Source organism: Frankia sp. AgKG'84/4, assembly GCF_023242965.2.
Classification (GTDB): Bacteria; Actinomycetota; Actinomycetes; order Frankiales; family Frankiaceae; genus Frankia.
Genome location: NZ_JALKFU020000018.1, coordinates 1 through 25482, shown reverse-complemented (window position 1 = coordinate 25482; position 25482 = coordinate 1). Strand labels below are relative to the sequence as shown.

Below are 25482 nucleotides of genomic sequence, written 5' to 3'. Positions count from 1 at the left end.
CCACGGGCAGGAGGAACGCGAGGGTCTTGCCGGTGCCGGTGCGGCCGCCGCCGACGGCACGCCGGGTACCAAGGAGAGGGTCACCGCCGGTGCCGCCGAGGTGCGACACCGGGTCAGCGGCGCCGCGCAGACCGTCGCGCCGCACGTCATCACCGCGACCGAGCGCACCCGCACCGCGGCGGGGAGAGTGGCCGGCACCGTGCGGGACAAGGCCGCGGAGAACCCGCGGGTGATCGCCGCCGCGGTGAAGACGGTGGAGACGCGGGACAAGGCCCTGACCGCCGCGCTCACCCGGCTCGGCGAGCATCCGCAGGCCGCCGCCACCGCCGAGAAGACGTTCGCCACCAGCGGCAAGGCCGTGCGCTCCGCCCGCCAGCAGGCCCGGCGCAACCCGAAGGCCACCGGTGGCGCGGCGGCCGGCATCGTCCTGCTGCTGCTGGTCCGACGCCGCCGCCGGCGCCGTCGTAACGCCGGCTGAACCTGGCCAACCCCTCCCGCTACGCCCGGCTTGGTAGGCCACTTCCGAAAGAACGTGCATAGGCGTGTTTATCGCCTGCACCCTCGGGGAGAAAGAAGTCAACCACCTCGGCAGGGAGAATAAAAAATGGTCACGTTCATTGTCGTCATGATTGTGCTCGGTCTGATCGCCGGCGCCGTCGCTCGTGTGGTGCTGCCCGGCCCCGATCCGATCGGCATTCTCGGCACCATTGTCGTCGGCATCATCGGTTCTTTCGTCGGTGGCTTCCTGGGCTACGTCCTGTTCGGCAAGGACCTGGGTGAGGGCGCCCTGCAGCCGTCCGGCATCATCGGCTCCATCATCGGTGCCATTCTGGTGCTCCTGGTCTGGCGGAACGTCGGTGGCCGCAGCTCCGGTCGCTCGCACACCCGTAGCCGCCGCTACGCCCGGCGGTAGTCACCGGACCGCACGTCGGTCACGGCGACACCCCTAGGTGATCTCCGGGACTGCCGAGAGCACATCAACGGCCGCGGGATCGGCCGGCGGGAACCAGCAGGTTCCCGTCCCGGTCCCGCGGCCGTCGGCATTTTCCGGTGAATTCCACCCGACGCCCACCGCCGATCGCGATCGCCAATAGCCGGATCGGCGATTCCTCGCGTGTACTCCGGAGGCGGTCGATGCCCGCCACCGGCCGGTCCACCGCGCGCGGTGAACCGGGCGTGGTCCGGACGGACCGACGGTTGCTGTGTGCGACCCGGATGGTGCGTACAACCCGGATGGTGCGTACAACCCGGATGGTGCGTACAACCCGGATGGTGCTCTGTGCGGGCCAGCCAGCCACGGACCCGTACAGAGCGACCAGCGAGCGGCCCGGAGCCGAGCAGAGCTGACGGGGTCAGCGGAGCTCAGGGCGCTTCGTCGGAGTCGCGCCCATCGTTGGTGCTGGAGTTCTGCGCCGGGTTTCCGTGCGGCTCACCGGGTCCTTCGGCGCTCGCACCCCGGTCGTTCCGAGCACGGACCGTGTCGTCATCGGGGTGGCCGTCATCGGGGTGGCCGTCATCGGGGTGGCCGTCATCGGGGTGGCCGTCGGGGTCCGCGGGCGTCTCGCTGAAGTCGCGTGCCCGCTGGGCGGCGTCGGCGCCGCCGCCGGAGAACAGCCGGGCGTCCTCGCCGGCATCGGCGTCGGTCCTAGCCCTGGCCCCAAAGGCGTCCGGGGCGCGCTGGGCCGGGGTGGCCTCGGGGCGGCCTGAACCCCTGCGGGAGGTCAGCGCGACCGAGGTGATCGGTTGCCAGTCGGGCAGCGCCTCGGTCCGCTTGCGCAGCCGGTCGTCGGGAGCGCCGTCGCGCTCGCGGATCAGCGTGCCGACGCGGGGGTCCGTGCCGACGCGGGGGTCCGTGCCGATGCGGGGGTCATGGCCGCCGTTGTCCCCATGGCTGCCGTCGTGACCGTTCTCGGTGCTGACGTGGCGGCCTGCCGGGCGGCGGCCCGATCCGGCGCCCGCGTGCCGCTGCTCGTCGTCGACGCCGGCCGGGGCGGCGCTGAACAGATGGGCGGCGGCGTCGAACTCGACCCGGGTCCGGGGCAGCGCCGTGGGATGGTGGCGCTGCAGCCACAGCACGAGTGCCTCGCGCATGTGGCAGCGCAGGTCGAAGGTGGTCGGTCCGTCCTTGCCGCTGACCAGCACCCGGATCCGAATGTGGTCTGCCACGGCGTCGGTCACCTGCAGCACGCAGACGCGTCGGTCCCACAGGTCGGTGGCCTCCAGGACCCGGTGCATCTCGGCGCGCATCTCCTCGATCGGCACCTCCCAGTCGAGGTCCAGTTCCACCGCGCCGAGCACGGCCGACTCCTTGCGGGTCCAGTTCTGGAACGGCGTCGTGGTGAAGTAGGTCGACGGCAGGATCATCCGCCGGTCGTCCCAGATGTGGACGACCACGTAGGTCAGCGTGATCTCCTCGATCCGGCCCCATTCCTCCTCGACGACGACCACGTCGTCGACCCGCATCGCGTCGGTGAAGGCGATCTGCAGGCCGGCGAAGATGTTGGCCAGCGAGGTCTGCGCGGCCAGTCCGGCGACGATGCCGACGACGCCGGCGCTGGCGAAGATGCTCGCGCCGGCGACCCGCACGCTCGGGATCGTCATGAGCATCGTCGCGGCCGCGATGACCGCGATGACCGCGACGGTGATCCGGCGCAGCAGGCTGACCTGGGTCCGGATCCGGCGGGCGTGCCGGTTGTCGACGACGTCCACGCGGTAGCGCGCGAGCGCCAGTTCCTCGAGGACGAACGCCAGCACCGCCACGCACCAGGCGATCCCGGCGACGAGCAGGATGCCGCAGACGTGCTCCGCGGGCGCCGTCCAGTCCTGTTCGTGGGTGGCGCCCAGGGAGATCTGCAGGGCGATGAGGACCAGGGTGAGTCGGACCGGCCGCCGGCCCCGGTGGGCGAGGTCGGCGACGATGCGCGAATGCTGGCCGATCCGCCGGGCGACCCGGTCCGTCAGGACGGCCGCGGCCAACGCGACGATCACCGCCCCGGCCAGCACGGTCAGCACGGCAATCGTCGACTGCATGTCGGAAAACGACAGATCGGGCGCGGCGCTTGGGCGCACAGGCAGGCTCCTCGTCCTTCAGGGTCTCCGTCCCCGGTTCCCTGCCCGTGATCGGGCCGGACGATGGAGTGATCCAGCTCATAGTTTCTCATTGGTGCCAGCTCCCCGCTGGTCGGGAGCGGTCATCGCGTATCAGGTCAGCGCCAGTGCGTGCCCGGTAGCTGCTCTTCGTAGGCATCTGTACGCGATTCGGTTGAGAATTATGTGGAGCGGGCGGTCGGTCGTGGAGTACGCGAGGGCGGTTTCACCGGCTGGTTTCTGCCTGTGACCGGTGAGAGCTGCGACAAGCCGACGGGAGGCTGGCATGGGTTCCGTTCCCACCATCAGGCCGGTGCGAGAGGAGGAACTGGCGTCGTTATCGGCGTTGGATGGCCAGATCTTCGGCCGTCTGGCGTATCCCTACTTCGTCCTGCGGCAGATCTACGACGTCCATCGCGGTGAACTGCTGGTGCTGGAACGGCGGCGCCAGCTGTGCGGGTATTCCGTCGCGGTCCGTTCGTCCACGCCGGGACTCGCCTGGTTTCTGGGGCTCGGGGTGGACCCGGGCTGCCGCGGCCGCGGGTATGGCCGGCGACTGGCCGAGGCATCGCTCGAGCGCCTGCGCGGACAGGGGCTGGCGCGGGTCCGGCTGACGGTGGAGGGCACGAATCGGGCGGCGGTGCGGTTGTACCGGCAGCTGGGTTTCGTCCGGCTGGCCGAGATCGCAGATTATCTCGGGCCGGCGGAGCCCCGCCTCCTGCTGGAGTTGGCTCTCGGGTCCGATTCCGTGCCGAGGTCGCCGGCCGGCGTGGTGGACGCTCAACGGAACCCACCCGGTTCACCCGGGAAGGGCGCCAACAGTGGTATCCGGCTGACGCCAGAGTAACAATTCTTCCCACTACTCCCTACTCGTGTCGACGCGGGCGCTATCCCGGCCACCGTCTGCTCTGGCCAGGACCGATATCTCCCCTGGCGCCCTCCCCTGACGGGATTCGGTTGACGTTGCGCAATAGTGCATCCTTTAGATGCCTCGGCGTGTCGAACGCTCCCCTGCCCGGCTCGGGGTGGGAGCGTTTGAGGGCCGAGCTGACGAGGAGCAAGCAATCGGGCGTGGGTGCGGGGATGCTGGCCGTCTTCTCCCACTCGCGACCGGGGATCTGTCTGTCGTCCACGACATCTGATAACGTCAATCCAAGAGGTGTACATCATGGCGGAGCCCCAGGCGGTCCAGGCTGGTAGTTCGCGTTCGTCTGACGGCGCGCAGGCAGACCTCGGTGGGAGTGGTCAGGCTCGTGGCTGCCGGACCTCGACCTCGACGAGGAACAATCAGTTCCCCTGGGATGAGTTCGATACGACGTACTACCTGCGCAAGAACTACAACGATCTCCGCTGGGACGATCGGCAGATCCTCGAAACAGTGCGTGATTTCCTGGTGAACTTCCGGCCCGACGGGCAGGCGGCCGGTCTTGATCTCGGCTCCGGGCCCAACCTGTATCCGGCGCTCGCGATGCTCCCGCTGTGTTCGGAGATAACGCTGGTCGAGCGTGCGCTCAGCAACGTGGCCTGGTTGAAGCAGGAGGTCACGAACTTCGCGCCCAACTGGAACCAGTTCTGGGAACTGCTGTGCGAGCAGCCCCGCTACCAGGCGGTCGCGGACCCGCGGACCGCGCTCGCCGAGCGGGTGACGGTGCAGGCCGGTGACGTGTTCGGGCTTCCTCCGCGCAGATGGCAGGTGGGCACGATGTTCTTCGTCGCGGAGTCGATCTCACCGCGCCAGGACGAGTTCGAGGCCGCGGTGCGCCAGTTCGTACGAGCGCTGACCGACGGAGCCCCGTTCGCGGCGGCATTCATGGAGAACTCGTCGGGCTATGACGTCGGGCACCATCGCTTTCCGGCCTTCGCGGTCGAGGAGAATCACATCCGCTCCATTCTGGCGCCGGAGGCGACGGACCTGCGGATCAGTCGAATCGGCGTCGGCCGTGAGGTCCTGCGGCCTGGCTACACCGGAATGATCACGGTTTGCGGCCGGGTACGTGCCGGCTGAGCTGGTCGAAGCGTCCGACACACGGGGGTGAAAATGCGCATCCAGCCTCGGCAGTCCCTCCTGGACCTGTGGCAGGCAACGGTTGACTATTCCTATCGTGACGGTGCCTGGACGCCCGGCGGCCGAGCCGAGGCGAACTCAACCAGCGAGGCGGAGCAGTTGCTCTGCCTGATGTATCCGGCATCGCAGATCGAAGCGTTCAAGCTCGACCGGCCCGACGAGACCGCGCGCGACATCCGGGAGTCACTGAGCACCCTCGGCGACGCGATGGAAATTCCGCGCCGCCTGGTCACCGCCCTGCGGGACTACATGGATCGCTACACCTCGGACACCGGCACCCCGGTCTTCTCGGCCGGCAGCTATCTGGAACCTCGGGCGCCGGGCGAGCTGTTGACTTCGGAGCAGCGAAACCTCGACGTGGTGGATTCGCTGTCGATGTCCGTCACTCTCTCGCTGGCCACGCTGGGCTTCCTGAAGGTCTTCGAACGGGGCGTCAAACGCCCGACGCTGCGTGCGGAGATGGCCGAACTGACGGAGCTCGCCAGCCGCCGGCTCACCGCGGCGATGGTCGGCCTGCTACGCAGTTTTACGGTGCATTCCTTCGCCCCGAGCTCGCCGGCCGGCCAGGTGCTGTGCGAGACGGTCAACCAGCGCGGTCTACCGACGGAGACGCTTGTCGGCGAACTGCACGAGGCCCTCGCGCGGGTCCGGGCGGGGCTCGCGGAGGTGACGCTCGGCTCCGGAGGCGCCGAGGAGCTGGAGAACGACGAGCACCTGTTCGAATGCGGCTGGTCCTGGGGAATCGTGCGGGACGCTCCGGAGGTGGTGACCCTGCAGCCGCTGGAACAGCCGGTCGGCATCGCCATCCGTCGCCCGCTGCTCTACTTCACCGTCGTCGCCCTCGACGGCATCGCCGACCTGTTCTCGGCGCGCACCCGCATTCTCGGCCTGCTGAACGAGGAACAGCAGGGCTTCATGCGGGCACTGCAGATCAGATGGGATCTGACCCAGCAGTACTGGTCCACCCTGGCGGGCTTCGGTGGAGAGCGGCGCTGGCCGTTGGAGGACATCCCATGGCGGACGACCGACGGGCGCGAATCGGACTACTACAGCCTGTTGGTGATCTCGGTGACCGTTGAGGCACTGCTGCAGAACCGGGCCGGGGATCTCGATCTCGCCCGGGTCGGGCGGGTGCTGGAGGAACTGGCGGTGCGGGGCCGGGTCACCAGGCGGGCGCTGGCCGACGATCCCGCGGTGGAGCTGCACGCGCCCGGCATCCGCCTGAACCTCTACGGCGCCGAGGACCAGCTCGGCGGCCGGACGGGCCCCGAGGTCGTCTGGCCGGTGGCCGACTTCGCCACCGCCCTGTTCAAAAGGACGGTCCTGATCGCCTCCCTCGCCGGCGGCGCCAGCCTGCGGGACCGCCTGCTGCGGCTGTCCGATGACATCTGGGACCACCTGCACCAGCGACGCCTCACCGACGGTCCCGCCGCCGGCCTCTGGGACGACGCCAGCGGCGCGTTCCCGCACCTCAAACCGGGCGATCAGGCCCCGTCCTGGTATCTCACCGAGCGGGTGATGGAATGCCTGGTCGTGCTCGCAAGGATGGTCGAGCAGCCGCCGTTGCGCAACGACCGACTGATGGTCCTGGCGCAGGACCTGGCACTCGAGGCCGATCACATCTACAGCCAGGAGCTGCTGCGCGGCAGCGCCGACGCGGGCCAGCTACGAACCCGTCTCGCCCATCTCGGCCGCCGCCTCGACCGGGCCCGCGCCATCGCTGACAACAAGCCGGGAACCGCGGTCGCCGTCCTCACGGAGGTGCTGCGGGAGCTCGACGACTTCGTGCAGGCCCGCCGGTCGAGCCGAGGCTTGCGCGAATGATCCTCATCGCCACGTCGGACAAGGGCGGCACCGGTCGATCGGTGACCGGCTGCAACATCGCGCTGCGCTGCGCACTGCAGGGCAGCAACGTCTGCTACGTCGACTTCGACTTCGGCTCGCCGACGGCGGGAGCGATCTTCCACGTGGAGTCGGCCGCCCGCGGCATCCTCGGCGGCCAGGGGATGCACAGTTTCCTCGCGGGTGAGGCGGCCGCGCCGGTCGAGCTCGATCTTTGGCGACACATGGACCGGGCCGGCCTGCGTCCCCGCCCGCCGGGCGCCGGGCGGCTGGTCCTGTTCCCCGGTGACGAGGGCGGCGGGGAGTTCCCGGTCGACGAGGACATGACGGATCGGTGCGTCCGGCTGTTGCGGCGCCTCGCGGAGGAGTTTGACCTCGTCATCGTCGACCTCAGCGCCGGCCGCTCCTACGCGCTGCAACTCGTGCTCGAGGCCACGGTGCGCCCGGCGCTGCGTCCCGTCCTCGCCCGCTGGCTGGTCTTCCACCGCTGGACCCGGCAGCACATCATCGCGGCGGCGGGCCTGGCCTACGGTGACCACGGCATCGTGGACACCGGGGCGGCGAAGGGGCACGACCGGGACCACCTGCGCGACTCGATCCGGTTCGTGCGCACCGCCGTGCCCGACCTGGACTCGGAGCAGTTCGCCGGGCTGGTGCCCACCCAGGCGGCGTGGCTGCAGGAGACCGACGCGGACCTGCAGCGACTCGCCGCCCGGCGGCGGATCGGCCGCAGCGTGCTCCTCGGTTCCATCCCGTTGGATCCCGTCCTGCAGTGGCGTGAGCAGCTCATTCTCGAAAGCGACGTGTGGACGCTGCGGATCGCGAACCCGCAGACCGGCGCCGCGCTCGACGAGCTGGCCAAGGACGTCATGGACGACGACCCGTGGGAAGGGCTGTGAGCGACGTGGACGTCGTCTTCGAAGAGACGAGCGCCACCGGGCGGACGGCCGAGGTGCCGCTGTCCCACCTGTCCGTCGAGCTCGGTCATCTCTACCTGGACGACCTCGCCGACGAGGCGATGGATCTGGCCGCCTACTTCCGCCGGATCGCCGCCTGGACGGGCCCGGAGCAGTTGGCCGCGCTGGCGGGTGTGCCTGGCGAGCGGCTGCGGGCGAGCACCTGTGTCCTCGTCGACGACTACGAGGTGGCCTCCCTCGGGCCGCGGGCCGTGGTACCGCGCCTGGTGGCGGCCGCGGCCTCGGCGGGACTGCGCGTCGACTACGTCGCCCGCGAGTCCGGCTGCGCCGCGCCGCTGGCCGCGTTGGCGACGGCCGGCGTGCCCGTCAGCCTCGCGGACCTGGTGGAAGGCATGCTCGTCGCCGATCCGCCGGCCGGTGCCAACGGCAGCCGACCGGCCGCGCACGAGAACGGCTGGTTGTGCAACGGTGTGCGCTCGCCAGCGGCCGGACCGGTGCAGGCCATGCGGACACCGCTGCCCTGGCAACCACCCGTGGAGAACCGGGCGTATCGACACTCCATTTTCCTGGACGTGGAGATCTGGCGGGACCTGGGCACCGGGAGACGGTGGTCATGCCCGTTTCTCGCCGCGGTCTGGCAGCTTCTCCGGCTTGGTCAGCTACGTGTTCACGGTGAACCCGCGGTGGTCGCGACGGATATCGATCCGGAGAACCTCCCGGCGACCTGGGAGGAGTTTCCAGTAATCGGTCGTCTGCCCGGCCGGGCCGCGCCGTTCGCCGCCTACCGCACGCTCTCCGTGTTCGATTCACGTCTCCTGCCGGTGGAGCACGCGGTCCGGATGATCCTGGGCCAGATCGCTGTCGACCCGGCTGTCGCCGAGCAGGTGCGGAACCGGTCCGCCCGAGAAAAGATCACCCTGCCCGCCGAACTGCCGGACCGGGCCTGCCATGTGCTTCTCGGTGGTTAATCTCCGCCGTGCGGACGATTCCGCACGGGAACCCTCCGCCCGTTCTTCTGACGCGTTCGGCGGGGGGTGATTCATCCTTGGCCGGTTTGGCCGACCTGGCCGACGACGAACGCTGCCGCATTCTGCTGGGCGAGGTGCGGACCGGGCTGTCGGCGCATTCGCGGGCGCTGGCGGACACCGAGGCCGCGGCACTGCTGTCGCTGCGGCCCGGAGTGGGCGTGCGGGTGGCGACCCGGCCGGCCGCGTGGGTGGTGTCCCCGGACCTGACGCTGGGCGTGCACTGTCCGATGCCGAGCCGCAGCGGCGCGCGGCGGGACGGGATCGGGACGATCCTGAGCCGGGCGTCGCTGACCGGCGGCCGGATGGTCCAGGCCACCGTGCATACCGGGGTGGTCCTGGGCCGCTCGGGGGCGGTCGACCGACGTCAGCCGTGGGCGCATCACCTCGCCCGGCCCGGCCGGGTGGAGGTGGCCGGCCGGCTGCGCGCGGACGATCTCGCCGACGGCTTCCTGGCCGCGGTGCCGGATGGTGTGCCGGGGCCGGATCTCGACCTGGGAGCGGTGTGCGGCCGACTACTGGACCAGGTGCAGGAGAGCCCGCTGCTCGACCAGCGACTTCCTTTTCGGGCGCCGCGGACCCGTTTCCGGTTCGCCTTGCTTCCCTGCGATCACGGCGCATCCGGGGCGGCGCACGTCTGTCGAGTGAGCTTTGTTGTCGAAGAAGAAATGGTACGTGTACTGCGTATGTCCGGGTCGGTGGCGGACCTTGTGAGCGTCGTCGGACTATGCGAAGATCTTGCCCTGCACGACTGGTTGCTGACGACGGTTCAGCGGGTTGTCGAGGGAAGCCGCGTCCGGCCATCCGGAGGAGGTCGATTGCCGCATCAGCTCAGGCCAGTAATAGATCATCTGTTGCACCTGTGGATGCCTGGCGCGCGGGTCGCCGACGCGCTACTTCCGGTGTGGGCCGGTGTGGAACAGCGGTCAGGTATCTCCCGGCAGTGGGAAAATCTGGTCGGCTGGATCCGAGACCAGCTCGCCCTGTCACTCCTCGCCGATCTGGGTAGGGGCGCAGGCTAGGTTCGGGGGAACCGTGAACAACCAGCACCGCGTATCGTCCGGCACGACTCCCATGGTCCTGCGGAAATCGTTGGTCAGCGTCAGCATCGGCGGTCTCACCTGGCTGGTCGCGAACGCGACGGGCCAGCAGAAGGAGTGGGGACTGCTCTTCTCCGCCTTCGTCGGAGCCGTCGTCCTCATGGTCCAGTTCCTCATCGACTTCGAGCGTCGCATCGCGACGATGGAGTCCTCGATCAACACCCATCACATCGAGATCGAGGCGCTCGTCCAGCGGCGCTTCGCCGAGATCAGTGAGATCGCCGAACTGTTCAGCCTCGTCGAGGCGTCGGCGATGCGGACCGACGTCGTCGTCCAGTTCCTGCGGAACGCGGTGGCGATCAGTGACGCCCCCCGGCTGCGGTTCGAACTCGCGCACGCGGAGATCGGGCGGATGTCCGAGTTCCTCCATGAGCTGCAGAGCGGCCACGCCACCTACTTCGGCGAGGACCGCGACTGGCTGCTCGGCCTGACCAGGGAGGCCGAGCATTCCGTCGACGCGATCAGCCTGCCCTCGGTGGACGGCGGGGTGCACGGCTTCGCCGAGGGGTTCTGGGAGAGCGACCTGGGCCACCGCTACCTCGAATGCCAGCGGGAGGCCATCGACCGGCGCGATGTCAGCGTCCGGCGCATCATCGTCCTGGAACGGGGCAACCCGCGGGCCGTGGAGAGCGTGTTCGAGTTGTGCGCCCTGCACGCGAGCTACGGCATAGAGGTGCGCACTTTGCACACGGACGCGATTCCGCTGGGCATCAGCCGTGCGCTACTCGACTTCATCATCTTTGACGACGTCGTCGGTTACGAGGTGACCCCGGGCGCCCACGCCGGCGCGGACAGGCCGCCGACCATCGTCAACACCCGGCTGGTGCTTCGGTCGGACGTCGTGCGGGCGCATCGCGTGCACTTCGACGAGCTGTGGGGCACGGCGGATCCCTTCGACCCGTCCACCGCGGTCGCCCGAGCCCCGCTCAGAGCTCCAGGGTGGGCAGGAAGCGGTACATGACGTAGAGGTCGACGTCGCCGTGCCACGGATGGCGGAACGCGGCGGGCAGGGTGCCGACCAGGCGGAACGCGAGCGAGCGCCACATCGCCACCAGCTTCGGGTTGACCGAGATGACCGCGTTGAGCTGCATCGCCCGGTAGCCGCGGTCGGCGGCGTACTCGATCATCTGCTCGGCGGCCAACCGGCTCGGGCTCTCCCGCAGGCCGGTGCTACCTCGGGTCAGATAGGGCGGGCCGCCGTGGTCGACCCACTTCGGGTCCACCAGCAGCGTCGCCTGGACGACGTGGTCGCCGAGACCCGGCAGGCTGGGTACCAGCAGCGCGGTGGCGACCACCGCGGTCCCGTTCGGGCCCTCCTCCTCCGCGACCAGGACCTCGGCGGGCGGTGGCAGCATCCAGACCCTGCGGGCCGTGTCCTCGTCGGTCTCCGGTCGCCAGGCGCACGTTTCGCCTTCGGCCACGACGGCGTGCCAGACGGGCCAGATCGCGTCCCAGTCCTCCCGAGACGCCTGCCGTGTGCGCACCTGTCCGATCCTGCCCGTTGACCGCTTCGCCCGAGTAACGATTTGGCGCCGCCGACTGACGTGGCAGCGCGCAGGCGCCTACCCTTCGGCCTGCTGGTGGCCGCGTCGTGTGCCGTCGACCTGGCGGTACGCCGTCACCCGGTTCCCGTTCACGTTCCCGTCCGTGACCATATGTCCGATCTCGATCATCCGGCCGCATGTGTGCGCGTGATGTGGTTCGCGGTCCTACTGACGATGGACGTTGAAGGTGCCGCAGTCGGCCAGGGTCACCCGGCCGCTCAGATCGTCAGGTCGCTCGGCCCGCGGCCGGGCGGTGAGGTTGACCATGCTGTAACCGGTTGGCTGGTTGATCCATCGCACGGCGCTGGTGTTCATCACCCCGTCGGAGTAGATGATTCGCACGAGGTACGAGCCGCGCGCCACCGTCGGATTTGCCGGCACCGGGTAGAACTCGAACGTGCCCCACAGCGCGTGGTCAGGTGTCTCGACGATGGCCAGCAGTAGCCCGACCGGGCGCTGCCCGCAGGTGTAGCCGCCGCGCCAGTGGCCGACGAGCGCGATGGGCGGGGCGGGGTCGGAGGTCGGGGACGCCGGCTGCGAGGGCACGGCCGGTGGTGTGAGTGCGCCCGGTGTTCGTGCGGTCGGTGCCGGGGCCAGCGGGCCGGAGGCGGTCACCAGGGGCAGGGCCGTCGCGGTGCTGGTGGCCGCGGGGCCGCCGTGGCCGCCACCGTGGGTGAGAAGCGTGGCAGCGATTGTCACGGTGAGCAGTCCCGCGACGGCGACCGAGGCCGGCACCCATGGGCCGGAGAGCCGTGCGCGCAGGTGTGCCCACTCCTGCCCCTGCCGTGGCTGTGCTGCTGGCAGCGGCTGCGCTGGCGGCGGCGGCGCGACAGAGCCGCGAGGCGGGCCTGACCCCGGCGCCCAGCCAGGCGGACCGGGCGGCTTCGGGGCGATCGCATGGGGGAAAGCGGCTGGGCCGAACGGGGGGCGCTGCTGAGCTGGCCCCGAGGGAGACTGCTGCCGGCCCGGCCCGGAGGGGAACTGCCGCTGGCCTGGTCCGGATGGGGGAGCCGGTGTCGGCGCGACGGCGGCCGCCTGGACCGAACGGGAGGGCACCTGCCAGTGGTCGTCGAGCAGCCGTGCGGTGGCCTCGGCCGGGTCCACGGCGTTCGGTAACAACAGCCGCAGCAGGACCGCTGCGCTCGGCCGGGCCGCCGGGTCATGCTGAAGTGCGGCGCGAAGGACGGGAAGCAGCCGCTCGGGAACGCCCGCGAGATCAGGCTGCTCGCCGATCACGCGGTAGATCAGGACCTCCGGGCGGCCCGCTCCGTACGGGGGGCGGCCGGTCGAGGCGAACGCGACGGTCAAGGCCCACGAGTACACATCGGTGGCCGGTCCGATCCGGTCGGTGGCGACCTGCTCCGGCGCCATGTAACCGGGGCTGCCCAGCACCGATCCGGGCCTGGTCAGCGGCGTCGACTCCGACAGCCGGGACACGCCGAAGTCGATCACCTTCGGACCGTTCGCCGCCAGGACGACGTTGGACGGCTTGAGATCACGGTGGATCACGCCGACCCGGTGCATCGCCTGCAGCGCCTCCGCGAGCCCCAGCGCGAGGGCGTCGAGCATGGCCGCTGGCAGCGGGCCCTCGGCCTCGACGACCTCGGCGAGGCTGGCACCGGCGACGTACTCGGTGGCGAGCCAGGGCCGGGGAGCCTCCGAGTCGGCGGCCACCACCCGGACCGCGCAGGCACCGCCGACCGCTCGCGCGGCCGTCACCTCGCGGCGGAACCGGCGCCGGAAGTCGGGCTCGCCGGCCACCCGGGGAGAAATCACCTTGATCGCGAGTGGTCGACCGGCCGGGTCCGTCGACAGGTACACGACACCCATGCCGCCCGCGCCGATCCGGGCAGCGAGCTGGTAGCCGCCGATCTCCGTCGGATCGGAGGGACGCAACGGTGAGATCGGCACGGACGGGCGACTCCCTCCCCGCGAGGACGGTTCTGCCTGGCGCGCGAACCACGCCTAACCGGCCTGAACCGGTGCTTCACCGTAGCCCGGTCGGGCCACTAGTGCAGGGCCAGTTGTTGCGGACCGCCCGTTCCACCAGCCCTTTGCTCCGCGCCTGTGGGCCACCGGTGGAATCCTCCGCCGGACCGAACTGCGACCGCGACGAGACGTGAAGGTGGACCGGTCGTAACAGGCCGGGGCTAAAGTCCCGGCAACGTGGCGTCCGGCGGCTACGGCCCAGGTCGACGGGAGGTTGCGATGCGAGTGCCCCGGCCACCGGCCGCCTGGGTCGCGACCCTGTCCACGAGCTGGCGCGGATCGGCCCGCGAGGCCATCCTCGGCGAACTCAAGCGGGTCATCCTCGACGGCGCCGCGGGGCCCGGGCTGCCCATCCCGGTCGACGAGGTCGCCGCGCATTACCAGGTCAGCCGGATCCCGGTCCGGGAGGCGCTGATGAGTCTGGTCGGCGAGGGCCTGGTCGAGCACCGGGCCCGCGCGGGCTACATCGTCGCCACGCTCACCCCCGGTGAGCTGCGCGAGTTCTACCTGGTGCGGGAAGCCCTGGAAGCGGCGGCGCTGGCCGCGGCGGTGCGGCGGGCCACGGTCGCGGACGACGAGCTGGTTTCCGCGGCGCATCTCGCCACGTCGGCGGCGATCCAGGCCGGTGACTCCCGCGGGCACCACCGGGAGAGCCGCCGTTTCCACCTCGCGCTCGTGAACGCCGGCGGGATGCCACGGCTCGCGCACATGTTCGAGGAAGCCTGGAACATGACCGAGCCGGCCAGGCCGATGGACCATGTCTCCCGCGAGTCCGTCGACATCCTGAACGAGGACCACGAACGGATGCTGGTCGCCTTCCGGGAGCGGGACACCGCCGCCCTGCTGGAGATCTCGCGTCTGCACCACAGCCGCCTACAGAACTACGCACTGGACCTGCCGGAACGCTGATCCGGCCTGCCCCCACCCGAGCGGCCCGGATATATCTGTGCCGTCATTCGGCAGAAACATCGGCATCCTAATCTTCCTCAACAGCAGCCGGGCGGTGGAATCGCATCGCCCGTGCCGGGCGGTCTGGTGACGAAGTCGACCGCAATGCAGACGACCCGTCGCGCATTGACTGGCGCCCGCTCACCTCACCTGCAGCGCGCGGCCACACGAGGGAGAAAGAATGAACGAGACCGATGTTTCCGCGCCACCATCGGGCGCGGCGGCGGGCCACGGCGACCTCACCGAGGCCGCCGGTCAACCCGTCGGGACGGGGCTGCTCAAGGCGAGCTACGACCCCCGACTGGCCAACGAGGACCTGGCCCCGCTGCGCGAGCAGACCTGGACTTCCTACAACATCTTCGCGTTCTGGATGTCGGACGTGCACAGCGTCGGCGGTTACGTCACCGCCGGCAGTCTGTTCGCCCTGGGGCTGACCAGCTGGCAGGTTCTCGTCGCCCTTCTCGTCGGCATTACGATCGTGTATTTCTTCTGTAATCTCGTTGCTCGGCCGAGTCAGCAGGGCGCGGTGCCGTACCCGGTCGTGTGCCGTGCTCCGTTCGGCGTTCTCGGGGCGAACGTGCCAGCGATCATCCGGGGGCTCATCGCTGTCGCCTGGTATGGAATCCAGACGTATCTCGCCTCGGCCGCGCTCGACGTCGTCCTGTTGAAGCTCTTCCACGGGCTCACCCCGTACGCGGACGTCCACCAGTACGGCTTCCTGGGGCTGCCGCTGCTCGGCTGGTGCAGCTTCGCCGCGCTGTGGGTGCTGCAGGCCGCCGTGTTCTGGACCGGCATGGAGACGATCCGCCGCTTCATCGACTTCTGCGGCCCGGCAGTGTACGTCGTCATGTTCGCGCTCACCGGCTACCTGATCTACAAGGCCGGGTGGGGCGCGATGAGCCTGAACCTCGGCGGCGAGAAGCACGGCGGCTCCACGATCTCCATCATGCTCGGCGCGATCGCGCTCGTCGTCTCCTACTTCTCCGGGCCGATGCTGAACTTCGGCGACTTCGCCCGGTACGGAAAGTCCTTCGGCGCCGTCCGCAAGGGCAACATCCTCGGGCTGCCGTTGAACTTCCTGGTGTTCTCGCTGCTGGTGGTGCTCACCGCGTCACTGACGATCCCGGTCTTCGGTGAGCTCATCACCGACCCGGTGCAGACCGTTGCCCGCATCGACAGCACCTTCGCCATCGTCCTCGGCGCCCTGACCTTCACCACCGCCACCATCGGCATCAACATCGTCGCGAACTTCATCTCGCCGGCCTTCGACTTCTCCAATGTCAGCCCGCAGCGCATCAGCTGGCGTGCCGGCGGCATGATCGCCGCAGTCGGCTCAGTACTGATCACTCCGTGGAATCTCTACAACAACCCGGACGTCATCCGCTACACCCTGGAAACTCTCGGTGCCTTCATCGGCCCGCTGTTCGGTGTGCTGATCGCCGACTTCTACTTCATCCGCCGCCGGGTGATCGTGGTCGACGACCTGTTCACGATGTCCCCGCAGGGCACCTACTGGTACAGCAAGGGCGTCAACCCGCCGGCGGTCATCGCCACCGTCATCGGCGCCGTCGTCGCGATGATGACCGTCGTGCTGCCGGAGTCCGCCATCTCCTGGATCGACACCGCCGGCCAGTACAGCTGGTTCATAGGCATGGGCCTGGGCCTGGCCGTGTACTACGTCCTCGCCCGTCGCTCACCGATCACCGCCACGTCCCTGCGGTCACCCGTGCCGGCCCCGCGCGCCCCGCAGAGCCAGGGCAGCGGCCAGCCCACCGCTTCCTGAGGCGGTCCCAGTCGGCCGGTCCCAGTCGGCCGGTCCCAGTCGGCCGGTCCCAGCCGGCCGGTCCCAGTTGTTGTCCCGGCCAGCGGGCGTGGCCCGTTCGGGTAGCGCGCTCCCGCGGGGTCCGAACGGGCCATGTCGATTTCCGCCGTCAACATCCCCCTTCTGGACGGTCCACCTCATGCTCATCCGGGTCATCAATCCGAACACCACCGAGGCCATGACCAAGCTGATCGGCGAGTCGGCGAGCCTCGCGGCCGGCCCGGATGTCCTCGTCGAGGCCGTCACCCCGGCGATGGGCCCGGCCTCGATCGAAAGCCACTACGACGAGGCCCTCAGCGTGCCGGGCGTGCTGGCCGAGATCGCCGCGGGAGAGAACGACGGCGCTGCCGGCTTCGTGATCGCCTGTTTCGGTGATCCGGGCCTCGACGCCGCGCGGGAACGTGCGACCGGCCCGGTGCTCGGCATCGCCGAGGCGGCGATGCGGGCCGCCAGCAGCCTCGGCCGCGCGTTCAGCGTCGTCACCACCCTGGACCGCAGCGTCGGCCGGACCTGGGAGCTGATCGATCGGTACGGAGTGCGGTCCACCTGCCGTGGCGTGCGTGCCTGCGAGATCCCGGTCCTCGACCTGGAGAGCGACCTGTCGGCGCCGGCCCGCGTCCTCGCCGAGTGCCTGGCTGCCCGCGACGACGACGGCGCCGACGTGATCGTGCTCGGCTGCGCGGGCATGGGGGACCTGTGCGCCGACCTGACCGCCGAGCTCGGCCTACCTGTGATCGACGGAGTCTCGGTTGCGACCGGGATGGTCGCCGCTCTTGCCCGTCTCGGCCTGCGTACGACCAACCGTGGCGAGTACGCACCGCCGCCCCCGAAGGGCTACACCGGCCTGCTGCGCGACTTCGGCGCCTGAGCGGCGCTCCCGCGACCGATCCGTCGCTCAGCGCGCCCGCGGCGCCCACTGGCCGGACACTGGGAAGGCGGACCGGCGGCCTGAGACCCCGCCGCCGGCCACCGGACGGAGAGGCAGGCACGGATGGCGCTGCACGGGCAGGCGGACGGCGATCGGGCGGGGCAGACGGTCGAGGTGCGGCCGCGGCTGGTGCGGCCGGGGGGTGACAGCAGCGTGCCGCGGTTTCGGCTGCCGGCGGAGTCGATGGCGCCGGAGACGGCGTACCAGGTGGTGCATGACGAGCTGATGCTCGACGGCAACGCGCGGCTGAACCTGGCCACGTTCGTCACCACCTGGATGGACCCCGCGGCCGACCGGCTGATGGCCGAGTGCATGTCCAAGAACATGATCGACAAGGACGAGTACCCGCAGACCGCGGAGCTGGAGGAGCGCTGCGTCAACATCCTCGCCGACCTGTGGCACGCGCCCGACGCGGAGCATGCGATCGGCTGCTCGACGACCGGTTCGTCCGAGGCGTGCATGCTCGCCGGGCTCGCCATGGCGCGCCGCTGGCGGGCCCGCCGGCGCGCCGCTGGTGCGCCGGCTGACCGGCCCAACATCGTGATGGGCGCCAACGTCCAGGTCTGCTGGGAGAAGTTCGCCCGCTACTGGGACGTCGAGCCGCGGCTGGTGCCGGTGGCGCCGGGGCGTACCCACCTGACCGCAGACGAGGCGGTGGCCCGCTGCGACGAGAACACGATCGGGGTCGTGGCCATCCTCGGGTCGACGTTCGACGGCAGCTACGAGCCCGTCGCCGAGATCGCCGCGGCGCTCGACCGGCTGGCCGCGGGCGGCGGGCCGGACATCCCGGTGCACGTGGACGCGGCCTCCGGCGGGTTCATCGCCCCGTTCTGCGATCCCGACCTGCGCTGGGACTTCCAGCTCGACCGGGTCGTGTCGATCAACACGTCGGGGCACAAGTACGGGCTGGTCTACCCGGGCGTGGGCTGGGTGCTGTGGCGGGATCGCGCGCACCTGCCCGACGAACTCGTCTTCGAGGTCGACTACCTCGGCGGGACGATGCCGACGTTCGCGCTGAACTTCTCCCGTCCCGGCGCGCAGGTCGTCGCCCAGTACTACACGCTGCTCCAGCTCGGCTTCGCCGGTTACCGGCGGGTGGCGCAGGGCTGCCGGGACAACGCCCGCTGGATCGCCGGGCAGGTCGCCGGGATGGGCCCGTTCGAGCTGGTCTCGGACGGCAGTGGCATCCCCGCCTTCGCCTTCAGGCTGCGCGAGGAGATCACCGACTACACCGTCTTCGACGTCTCCGAACTGCTGCGGATGCGCGGTTGGCTGGTGCCGGCCTACCGGTTCCCGCCGGCGCTGACCGACCTCGCCGTCCTACGGGTCGTCGTTCGGCATGAGTTCAGCCGGGACCTCGCCGAACTACTCGTCGCCGACCTGCAGCGGGTCGTTGACCGGCTGTCCACCGTCGGCCGGCGGCTCCCGCCGGCCCCGACCGACACGGCGGCCGCCTTCCATCACTGAACCAGTGCCGGCACGGACCTGGGCGGGTCACGCCCAGGTCAGGACGGCCGCAGGATCGGGCGCAGCGCGTCGAGGACGGCGGGGTCCTCGATGGTCGGCGGGATGGTGGGGGAGCGGCCGTCGGCGATCTCGCGCATCGTGCGGCGCAGGATCTTGCCGGAGCGGGTCTTCGGTAGCGCCGGTACCACGTCGACCCGCCGGAACACCGCCACCGGGCCGATCCGTTCGCGGACCCGCGCGATCAGCTCCGCCGCGAGCACGGCGGGGATGATCTCCGCGCCGGCCTTGAGGACGACGAGTCCGCGCGGCACCTGGCCCTTGAGCGGGTCGGCGACACCGACGACGGCGCATTCCGCGACGGCGGGATGTTCGGCGAGCACGGCCTCCATCGAGCCGGTCGACAGGCGGTGCCCGGCCACGTTGATCACATCGTCGGTGCGGCCGAGGACGAACAGGTAGCCGTCGTCGTCGAGGTAGCCGCCGTCGCCGGTCAGGTAGTAGCCGTCGAACGCCGACAGGTAGGACGCGACATACCGGTCGTCGTCCTCCCACAGGGTGGGCAGCGTGCCGGGTGGCAGCGGCAGGCGCAGGCAGACCGCGCCCTCCGTGCCGGCCGGCACGGGCTGGCCGGCGGGGTCGAGTACCTGGATGTCGTAGCCGGGCATCGGCACGGTCGCGGAGCCCGCGCGGATCGGCAGCAGTTCCAGGCCGAGCGGGTTCGCGACGATCGGCGCTCCCGTCTCGGTCTGCCAGTAGTTGTCGATCACCGGGATGCCCAGGGTCGACGCCGCCCAGTCGTAGGTCGGCGGGTCGAGCCGTTCGCCGGCCAGGAACAGGGCGCGCAGCGAGGAGCGGTCGTGCTCGCGGGCCAGGACGCCGTCGGGGTCCTCGCGGCGGATGGCGCGGATCGCGGTCGGCGCGGTGAACAGCACGTTCACCCGGTGCTGGGCGACCACCCGCCAGAACGCGCCGGCGTCCGGCGTCCCGACCGGTTTTCCCTCGTAGAGCACGGTCGTGGCGCCCGTGAGCAGCGGGGCGTAGACGGTGTAGGAGTGGCCGACGGCCCAGCCGACGTCGGAGGCCGCCCACATCACGTCGCCGGGCCGGATGCCGTAGATGTTGGTCATCGACCAGGTCATCGCGACCGCGTGGCCGCCGTTGTCCCGCACGATGCCCTTGGGCCGTCCGGTCGTGCCCGACGTGTAGAGGATGTAGAGAGGGTCGGTCGCCGCGACCGGGACCGGCGGGTGCGGGACGGCGGCGGCGAGCGCCTCGTCCCAGTCGTGGTCGCGGCCCGGGACCAGCGAACAGCGACGCTGGTCCCGCTGGACGATCAGGGTTGCCGCGGGGGCGTGGTCGGCGAGCGCGATCGCCTCGTCCAGCATCGGCTTGTACGGGACGATCCGGGTCGGTTCGATCCCGCAGGAGGCGCTGATGACGACCTTCGCCCGGGCGTCGTCGAGGCGGGCGGCGAGCTCGGCGGCGGCGAACCCGCCGAAGACCACGGAATGGACCGCGCCGAGGCGGGCGCAGGCCAGCATGCTCACCACCGCGGCCGGGATCATCGGCAGGTAGATGATGACCCGGTCGCCGCGGCCCACGCCGAGCGCGGCCAGCGCCCCGGCGGCGCGCGCCACCTCGTCGGTGAGCTCGGCGAAGGTGAAGCGGCGGATCGTGCCGGTGACCGGCGAGTCGTAGATCAGCGCCGTGTCGTCGCCGCGGCCGGCGGCGACGTGCCGGTCCAGGGCGTTCGCGCAGGTGTTGAGCTCCCCGTCGGGGAACCAGCGGGCGAAGCGCGGGTCGGTGGCGTCGAGGGTCCGGCACGGCGGCCTCGTCCAGGTCACGGAACGGGCCGCGTCGGCCCAGAACCCGTCGGGGTCGGCGGCGGCCCGGTCGCGTTCCCGTTGGTATGCGCCCATGCCCGTCATCCTCCCGCGACCCGTCGGCGGACGGGTCGATTCCGGCTGGGAACCGCCGCTCGCCGCGGGCGCGAAGCGTGATCCCCCGTGGCATCGAGAACGGGTGCGCGAGGACCGATGAAATTTTGTCGGTGGTGGGGTCCAAGGTGGTGACGGCATCGACAGCCGCCGAACGGGCGTTCGGCGCATCCGAAGGAGACACCATGGTCATCCGCGAGCACTCCCCGGCCGGCGCCCCGATCTGGGTCGACCTGCTCACCTCCGACGCCGACCGGGCCCGGGCCTTCTACGGCGAGCTGTTCGGCTGGGAGGCACCGGAGGGCTCCGCCGAGTTCGGCGGCTACGCCAGCTTCACCAAGGCCGGCGTCCAGGTCGGCGGCCTGATGCCCAAGCAGCCGGGCATGGAGGCCCCCGACGGTTGGTCGATCTATCTGTCCACGCCGGATGCGGAGAAGACCGTGGCCGCCGCGACGGAGCACGGCGGTGGCGTCATCGTGCCGCCGATGGCCGTGGCCGACCTCGGCGTGATGGCCGTCGTCACCGACCCGACGGGCGCGGCGATCGGCATGTGGCAGCCCGGCACCCACCCCGGGTTCGGCCTCATCGCCGAGCCGGGCGCGCCCGGCTGGTTCGAGCTGTTCACCCGCGACCACCCCGGCGCTGTCGCGTTCTACCGCGACGTGTTCGGCTGGGATGTCCACATTGTCAGCGACACCCCGGAGTTCCGCTACGCGACCTACGGCGAGAACGAGGCGGCGTACGGCGGGATCATGGACGCGACGGCCTTCCTGCCCGACGGCGTGCCCGCGCACTGGTCGGTGTACTTCGCCACGGCGGACACCGACGCCACGCTGGCGCAGGCCACCGCACTGGGCGGCAAGGTCCTGCAGCCCGGCGAGGACACCCCGTACGGCCGGCTCGGCATCGCGGCGGACCCGACCGGCGCCATCTTCAAGCTGATCGGCCCGAACGTCTCGGCGCCCACCCCGCCGGCCGCGAGCTGATCCGGCAACCGTCGCGCATGGTCACCACCGGGGTCGAGCGCCGGCCCCGTTTCGCCCCGCGCGGCCGTCGCCCGTCGCCCGTCGACGGACCGTTGCGGGGAAGGACGCGCGGGATCAGCCGGTGGACACCTCGGCCCGCAGCAGGGCCGCGAGGACGGAGCCGGCCCGGCGGATGCCGGCGTCGTCGACGTCGAGGTGGGTCACCAGGCGCAGCGTGGTCGGGCTGATCGCGCCGACGAGCACGCCGGCGTCGGCCGCCTGCCGGGCGAACCGGCCGGTGTCGGCGACGTCGACGAGCACCATGTTGGTCTCGACCCGCGTGGGATCGACGCGGTCGGGAGCGGCGTCGGCGAGCAGGGCGGCGAGTTCCGCCGCCCGCCGGTGGTCCTCCGCGAGGCGCTGGAGGTGATGGCGCAGCGCGTGCAGGCCGGCGGCGGCGAGCACCCCGGCCTGGCGCATCCCGCCACCGAGGCGGCGCCGCCACTCCCGCACGGCGTCCGTCCGGCCCTCGTCACAGATCACCAGTGAGCCGACCGGCGCGCCCAGCCCCTTGGACAGGCACACTGACAGCGTCGTGAACGGCTCGGCGAGCTGGCGTGGCTCGACGCCGCCCGCGATCGCCGCGTTCCACAGCCGCGCCCCGTCGCAGTGCAGCGCGATCCCGGCGGTGGTGGCGATGTCCCGCAGGGCCGCCAGCCGGGCCGGCGGGACGACCAGCCCGCCGGAGCGCGCGTGGGTGTTCTCCACGGCCAGCACCGCGGTGCGCACCATGTTGTAGTTGCCGGCGCCGCCGATGTCGTGCGCCCGGATCGCCGCGCGGATCTCGGTGCGGTCCGCGCGGTCGCCGAGGCCCGCCACGGTGCGGGTCTGCACCCCGCCGAGGGCCGCGAGGCCGCCCATCTCGTAGGTGACGATGTGCGCCTCGGTGTCAGCGATGATCTCGGTGCCGACGGGGGCGCTGGCCCGCAGCGCGACGAAGTTGCCCATCGTCCCGCTCGGGACGAACACGGCCGCCTCGTGGCCGAGCAGGTCGGCGGCGTACTCCTCCAGCGCCCGGACCGACGGGTCCTCGCCGTAGTGGTCGTCGCCGACCTCCGCCTCGGCCATCGCCCGCCGCATCCCCGGCGTCGGCCGGGTAACCGTGTCACTGCGCAGGTCGACCGGGGCGCCGGCGGCGGGCGCATCGCCCGTAGGGGAGTCGTCACTCGATGCGTTGATGGCCATGTTTTGCGATGCTAGCCGCCTCGACCTGCGGGTTTGGGTGTGACAAGCGTCGCCGACGAGATCTTGTAGGCGTAACGCGTCGACCGATGGCGCGTCATCTGAGTGAAACGCGAAGCTCCTAGCGTTCGGATCCAAGTTCGGATCCAAAGTTGGGAGGTGCTCGGTGGACGTCCCCCTGTTCACACTGCCGGATCTCGTCGAGGCCGCGCGCGACGGCCGCTCGGAGCCGATCCAGCAGCTCGACCAGGTGTGCCGCGAGCTGGGCGTCTTCCGGCTCGTCGAGCTTGGCCTGCCCACCGGGCTGCTGTCCGGGATGCTCGCTCGCACCCGGGAGCTGTTCGCACTGCCGATCGAGGTCAAGCGCGGGCTGCGGTACTCCGAGGACCAGTTCGTCGGCTGGCGCGGCGCGGACGACAACCTCAACGAGTACGGCTACGCCGACCACAAGGAGATGTTCCACATCGGCCCCAGGGTCAGCTCCACCCTGGGCGCCGCGGGCGCCGCGGGCGCCGCCGGCCCGGCCGGATCGGGGGACGGGGCGGCGGATTCCGACGTGCTCGCGGATGGGGCTGTCCTCGCGGATGGGGCTGTCCTCGCGGATTGGGCGCGGTCCGCGGCCGCGGACCGCACGCTGTGGCAGGCGGTGCTGCCGCACTTCGTGCTCGCCTGGCATCGGTACTACGCGGCGATGCAGCGCGCGGCGGCCGGCCTCGGCGAGGCGCTGTCCGCCGCGGCGGGCGTCCCGTACGCCAGCTGGGCCTCGATGACCGAGGGCAACTGGGCGGACCTCGCCGCGAATTTCTATCCGGCGCAGGCCGCCGGCGCACCGCCGCGGATGCGCAACGCCGTGCACTCCGACCTCACGCTGTTCACGATCCTGCTGCAGGACCCGCCCGGACCCGGCGGCCTGGTGATGCGGGACCGGGCCGGCGACTGGCACGACGTGGTGCCGGCGGCCGGCGAGTTCGTCGTCAACGTCGGCGAACTGCTCACCTATCTGACCGGCGGCGCGTGGTGGGCCGTCCCGCACGAGGTGCGTCCGGTCGTGCCGGCGCTGACCGGCGACCGGTTGTCCATCCCGTTCTTCTTCCGTCCGCACGACGCGCGGATCCTCGCCCCGTTCCGCGTCGGCCCCGACACCGACCAGTTCGACACCGACCTGTCCGACACCGGCGGGGCGGCGTCGCTCGACGTCGGGGCCTGGGTGCGGGCCCGCAAGCTCAAGCAGCACGCCGTGTCCTGAGCGCACGGCTCGTTCTCGCCGTGGTCGCGCCCGCCGTCACAGGGCCGGCCGCGTTTCTCCGCCGGGCCCGTCAGCCCGTTCTTTCCCTCCGAGAGAGGACCATCATGTCTGCGCTCGACTCCATCGCCAGCAGGCGAACACTGCTGCGGGGAATGTTCGGCGGTGGCGCACTGCTGGCCGCCGCGCCGGTGATCGCCGCGTGTGGCAGCGACAGTTCCGGCGACACGTCGTCGGCGTCGGCCACCTCCGGCGCGCTGACCACCGTCACCTGCCAGCTCGGCTGGAAGAAGCTTGCCCAGTTCGGCGGGCATTTCGCCGCGTTGAAGAACGGCTACTTCACCGCCGAGGGCATCAACGCGAAGTTCGTCTCCGGTGGGCCCAACATCGACCCCGTCTCGGTGGTGTCCAGCGGGCAGGCGGACATCGGCGATGCCAACGGCTCCGACATCATGCTCGCCGTCAGCAAGGGCATCCCAGTCAAGGCGTTCGCCACGATCTACCAGATGACACCGAACGCGCTGATGTCGCTGGGCAGTGACCCGGTGACGACACTCAAGGCGCTGGAAGGCAAAACCGTCGGTCTACCGAGCACGGAACGTCCGCTGTTGACGGCGATGCTGACCCGCGCGGGCGTCGATCCGAAGTCGGTGAAGATGGTCCCGGTCGGCACCGATCCAAGCATTCTGACCTCCAAGCAGGTCGACGCGTACATCGGTTATGGCACGCAGCAGGGCCTGTCACTGCAGCAGGCCGGGAACGATGTGAAGATCATCTACTTCTCGGATCTGGGTAATCCGGACTACGGCAATGCCTTGTTCGCCAAGGCGTCCACGCTGAGCGGCAAGAAGGAACTTATGACCAAGTGGCTGCGCGCCGATCGCAAGGGTTGGGAGTACTTCGTCGCACATCCGGAAGAAATCGCTCAGTACACGTATGACAAATACCACAACGAGAGCGGTGCGGTGCTCGCCGACGAGAAGGTCTCGGCGAAGGCCGCGGTTCCCCTCATTAACGGCGGCGCCGCCAGGGACCACGGCCTGATGTGGATCGAGAAGTCGTCCTTCGAGGCCGTGTACGAGCTGTACAAGACGGCGGGTCTGATCACCAAGCCGGTCGACTACTCCGCGGTGATGACCGACGACATCCTCACCGGCGCGGGCGCGTAGGGGTTTCCGGATGACCACGTCGACCGCCGCTGCCGGCGTCCCCGCCGCGGGCGGCACACCCTGGGCTCGCCACGGCCGGTGGATTCTGGCCGGCCGCGCTGACGACGCCGTGCTCGCGGGCGTCGGCGACGGCCGCGGGTCGGGCCGGTGGGAGCTGGCGGTCGACGATGGCGTCATCACCCGGTTGCGACC

General features: G+C 70.6%; 22 protein-coding genes. 17 read left to right on the top strand and 5 right to left on the bottom strand.

Annotated elements, in window-relative coordinates; translation table 11 throughout:
• Together MXD58_RS03115 and MXD58_RS03110 are read left to right on the top strand one after the other, a co-directional pair.
• Positions 1 to 478, top strand: a 478-nt coding sequence (locus MXD58_RS03115) for a hypothetical protein (protein ID WP_250609030.1), incomplete at its 5' end; no start/stop codon positions are given.
• 126 nt (positions 479 to 604) lie between these two features.
• The gene (locus tag MXD58_RS03110) at positions 605 to 913 is read left to right on the top strand and encodes a GlsB/YeaQ/YmgE family stress response membrane protein (protein ID WP_248836334.1); all 309 of its coding nucleotides are present in this window, start codon (positions 605 to 607) and stop codon (positions 911 to 913) included.
• A gap of 449 nt (positions 914 to 1362) precedes the next feature.
• Here MXD58_RS03110 and MXD58_RS03105 read toward each other — a convergent pair whose 3' ends face one another.
• Entirely contained in the window at positions 1363 to 3030 is a 1668-nt protein-coding gene (locus MXD58_RS03105; RefSeq protein WP_248836335.1) for a mechanosensitive ion channel family protein, read from the bottom strand.
• Between the two features lie 343 nt (positions 3031 to 3373).
• On the opposite strand from MXD58_RS03105, the gene MXD58_RS03100 reads away from it, so the two are divergent.
• The 7 genes from MXD58_RS03100 (at position 3374) to MXD58_RS03070 (ending at position 10997) form a co-directional block, all read left to right on the top strand.
• Positions 3374 to 3934 carry a GNAT family N-acetyltransferase gene (locus MXD58_RS03100; RefSeq protein ID WP_248836336.1) on the top strand — a complete coding sequence of 187 codons (561 nt, stop codon included), beginning with the start codon at positions 3374 to 3376 and terminating at the stop codon, positions 3932 to 3934.
• Positions 3935 to 4255: 321 nt separating this feature from the next.
• Positions 4256 to 5092 carry an SCO2525 family SAM-dependent methyltransferase gene (locus MXD58_RS03095; protein ID WP_248836337.1) on the top strand — a complete coding sequence of 279 codons (837 nt, stop codon included), beginning with the start codon at positions 4256 to 4258 and terminating at the stop codon, positions 5090 to 5092.
• A 33-nt stretch (positions 5093 to 5125) separates the two neighbouring features.
• The gene (locus tag MXD58_RS03090) at positions 5126 to 6976 is read left to right on the top strand and encodes an SCO2524 family protein (protein WP_248836338.1); all 1851 of its coding nucleotides are present in this window, start codon (positions 5126 to 5128) and stop codon (positions 6974 to 6976) included.
• Complete coding sequence (locus MXD58_RS03085; RefSeq protein WP_248836339.1) at positions 6973 to 7893, top strand: SCO2523 family variant P-loop protein; 921 nt, start codon at positions 6973 to 6975, stop codon at positions 7891 to 7893. The genes MXD58_RS03090 and MXD58_RS03085 overlap by 4 nt, the downstream gene beginning before the upstream one ends.
• Positions 7890 to 8879: an SCO2522 family protein gene (locus MXD58_RS03080; protein WP_248836340.1), complete on the top strand. Its 990-nt coding sequence runs from the start codon at positions 7890 to 7892 to the stop codon at positions 8877 to 8879. Before MXD58_RS03085 ends, MXD58_RS03080 begins: the two co-directional genes overlap by 4 nt.
• Before the next feature lie 77 nt (positions 8880 to 8956).
• The gene (locus MXD58_RS03075; protein WP_248836341.1) at positions 8957 to 9958 is read left to right on the top strand and encodes an SCO2521 family protein; all 1002 of its coding nucleotides are present in this window, start codon (positions 8957 to 8959) and stop codon (positions 9956 to 9958) included.
• Between the two features lie 52 nt (positions 9959 to 10010).
• Entirely contained in the window at positions 10011 to 10997 is a 987-nt protein-coding gene (locus MXD58_RS03070; RefSeq protein ID WP_248836342.1) for a hypothetical protein, read from the top strand.
• Here MXD58_RS03070 and MXD58_RS03065 read toward each other — a convergent pair.
• Both MXD58_RS03065 and MXD58_RS03060 read right to left on the bottom strand, forming a co-directional pair.
• Positions 10963 to 11520: a GNAT family N-acetyltransferase gene (locus MXD58_RS03065; protein WP_248836343.1), complete on the bottom strand. Its 558-nt coding sequence runs from the start codon at positions 11518 to 11520 to the stop codon at positions 10963 to 10965. The genes MXD58_RS03070 and MXD58_RS03065 overlap by 35 nt on opposite strands.
• A 225-nt stretch (positions 11521 to 11745) precedes the next feature.
• Positions 11746 to 13491 (bottom strand): serine/threonine-protein kinase, encoded by a 1746-nt coding sequence (locus MXD58_RS03060; protein WP_248836344.1) that lies wholly within the window; start codon positions 13489 to 13491, stop codon positions 11746 to 11748.
• Positions 13492 to 13788: 297 nt separating this feature from the next.
• On the opposite strand from MXD58_RS03060, the gene MXD58_RS03055 reads away from it, so the two are divergent.
• From MXD58_RS03055 to gad, 4 genes are all read left to right on the top strand, one after another.
• Positions 13789 to 14478, top strand: a complete 690-nt coding sequence (locus tag MXD58_RS03055) for a GntR family transcriptional regulator (protein ID WP_248836345.1) — start codon at positions 13789 to 13791, stop codon at positions 14476 to 14478.
• 220 nt (positions 14479 to 14698) lie between these two features.
• Entirely contained in the window at positions 14699 to 16300 is a 1602-nt protein-coding gene (locus MXD58_RS03050) for an NCS1 family nucleobase:cation symporter-1 (protein WP_248836346.1), read from the top strand.
• A 178-nt stretch (positions 16301 to 16478) separates the two neighbouring features.
• Positions 16479 to 17207, top strand: a complete 729-nt coding sequence (locus tag MXD58_RS03045) for an aspartate/glutamate racemase family protein (RefSeq protein ID WP_248836347.1) — start codon at positions 16479 to 16481, stop codon at positions 17205 to 17207.
• 123 nt (positions 17208 to 17330) lie between these two features.
• Positions 17331 to 18734, top strand: coding sequence for a glutamate decarboxylase (gene gad / locus MXD58_RS03040; RefSeq protein ID WP_248836348.1), 1404 nt, complete (start codon positions 17331 to 17333; stop codon positions 18732 to 18734).
• Between the two features lie 38 nt (positions 18735 to 18772).
• On the opposite strand, the gene MXD58_RS03035 is transcribed toward gad, so the two are convergent.
• Entirely contained in the window at positions 18773 to 20653 is a 1881-nt protein-coding gene (locus MXD58_RS03035) for an AMP-binding protein (RefSeq protein WP_248836349.1), read from the bottom strand.
• A 149-nt stretch (positions 20654 to 20802) separates the two neighbouring features.
• On the opposite strand from MXD58_RS03035, the gene MXD58_RS03030 reads away from it, so the two are divergent.
• Complete coding sequence (locus MXD58_RS03030; RefSeq protein ID WP_308301884.1) at positions 20803 to 21657, top strand: VOC family protein; 855 nt, start codon at positions 20803 to 20805, stop codon at positions 21655 to 21657.
• Positions 21658 to 21771: 114 nt separating this feature from the next.
• Here MXD58_RS03030 and MXD58_RS03025 read toward each other — a convergent pair whose 3' ends face one another.
• Positions 21772 to 22881: a GntG family PLP-dependent aldolase gene (locus MXD58_RS03025; RefSeq protein ID WP_248836350.1), complete on the bottom strand. Its 1110-nt coding sequence runs from the start codon at positions 22879 to 22881 to the stop codon at positions 21772 to 21774.
• Positions 22882 to 23044: 163 nt separating this feature from the next.
• Here MXD58_RS03025 and MXD58_RS03020 point away from each other — a divergent pair, with 163 nt between their 5' ends.
• From MXD58_RS03020 to MXD58_RS03010, 3 genes are all read left to right on the top strand, one after another.
• Positions 23045 to 24124, top strand: a complete 1080-nt coding sequence (locus MXD58_RS03020) for a 2-oxoglutarate and iron-dependent oxygenase domain-containing protein (RefSeq protein WP_250609028.1) — start codon at positions 23045 to 23047, stop codon at positions 24122 to 24124.
• Positions 24125 to 24228: 104 nt separating this feature from the next.
• A complete protein-coding gene (locus MXD58_RS03015) occupies positions 24229 to 25290 on the top strand; it encodes an ABC transporter substrate-binding protein (protein ID WP_248836352.1) in 1062 nt (353 codons plus the stop codon).
• A 10-nt stretch (positions 25291 to 25300) separates the two neighbouring features.
• A partial coding sequence (locus MXD58_RS03010; RefSeq protein WP_250609027.1) for a hypothetical protein occupies positions 25301 to 25482 on the top strand: 182 nt, incomplete at its 3' end.

Excerpts from the sequence above, each read along its gene's own strand:
- MXD58_RS03110 (WP_248836334.1), top strand. The coding sequence starts at position 605 with ATGGTCACGTTCATTGTCGTCATGATTGTGCTCGGTCTGATCGCCGGC.
- MXD58_RS03105 (WP_248836335.1), bottom strand. The coding sequence starts at position 3,030 with ATGCAGTCGACGATTGCCGTGCTGACCGTGCTGGCCGGGGCGGTGATC.
- MXD58_RS03100 (WP_248836336.1), top strand. The coding sequence starts at position 3,374 with ATGGGTTCCGTTCCCACCATCAGGCCGGTGCGAGAGGAGGAACTGGCG.
- MXD58_RS03095 (WP_248836337.1), top strand. The coding sequence starts at position 4,256 with ATGGCGGAGCCCCAGGCGGTCCAGGCTGGTAGTTCGCGTTCGTCTGAC.
- MXD58_RS03090 (WP_248836338.1), top strand. The coding sequence starts at position 5,126 with ATGCGCATCCAGCCTCGGCAGTCCCTCCTGGACCTGTGGCAGGCAACG.
- MXD58_RS03085 (WP_248836339.1), top strand. The coding sequence starts at position 6,973 with ATGATCCTCATCGCCACGTCGGACAAGGGCGGCACCGGTCGATCGGTG.
- MXD58_RS03070 (WP_248836342.1), top strand. The coding sequence starts at position 10,011 with ATGGTCCTGCGGAAATCGTTGGTCAGCGTCAGCATCGGCGGTCTCACC.
- MXD58_RS03055 (WP_248836345.1), top strand. The coding sequence starts at position 13,789 with ATGCGAGTGCCCCGGCCACCGGCCGCCTGGGTCGCGACCCTGTCCACG.
- MXD58_RS03050 (WP_248836346.1), top strand. The coding sequence starts at position 14,699 with ATGAACGAGACCGATGTTTCCGCGCCACCATCGGGCGCGGCGGCGGGC.
- MXD58_RS03045 (WP_248836347.1), top strand. The coding sequence starts at position 16,479 with ATGCTCATCCGGGTCATCAATCCGAACACCACCGAGGCCATGACCAAG.
- gad (WP_248836348.1), top strand. The coding sequence starts at position 17,331 with ATGGCGCTGCACGGGCAGGCGGACGGCGATCGGGCGGGGCAGACGGTC.
- MXD58_RS03035 (WP_248836349.1), bottom strand. The coding sequence starts at position 20,653 with ATGGGCGCATACCAACGGGAACGCGACCGGGCCGCCGCCGACCCCGAC.
- MXD58_RS03025 (WP_248836350.1), bottom strand. The coding sequence starts at position 22,881 with ATGGCCATCAACGCATCGAGTGACGACTCCCCTACGGGCGATGCGCCC.
- MXD58_RS03015 (WP_248836352.1), top strand. The coding sequence starts at position 24,229 with ATGTCTGCGCTCGACTCCATCGCCAGCAGGCGAACACTGCTGCGGGGA.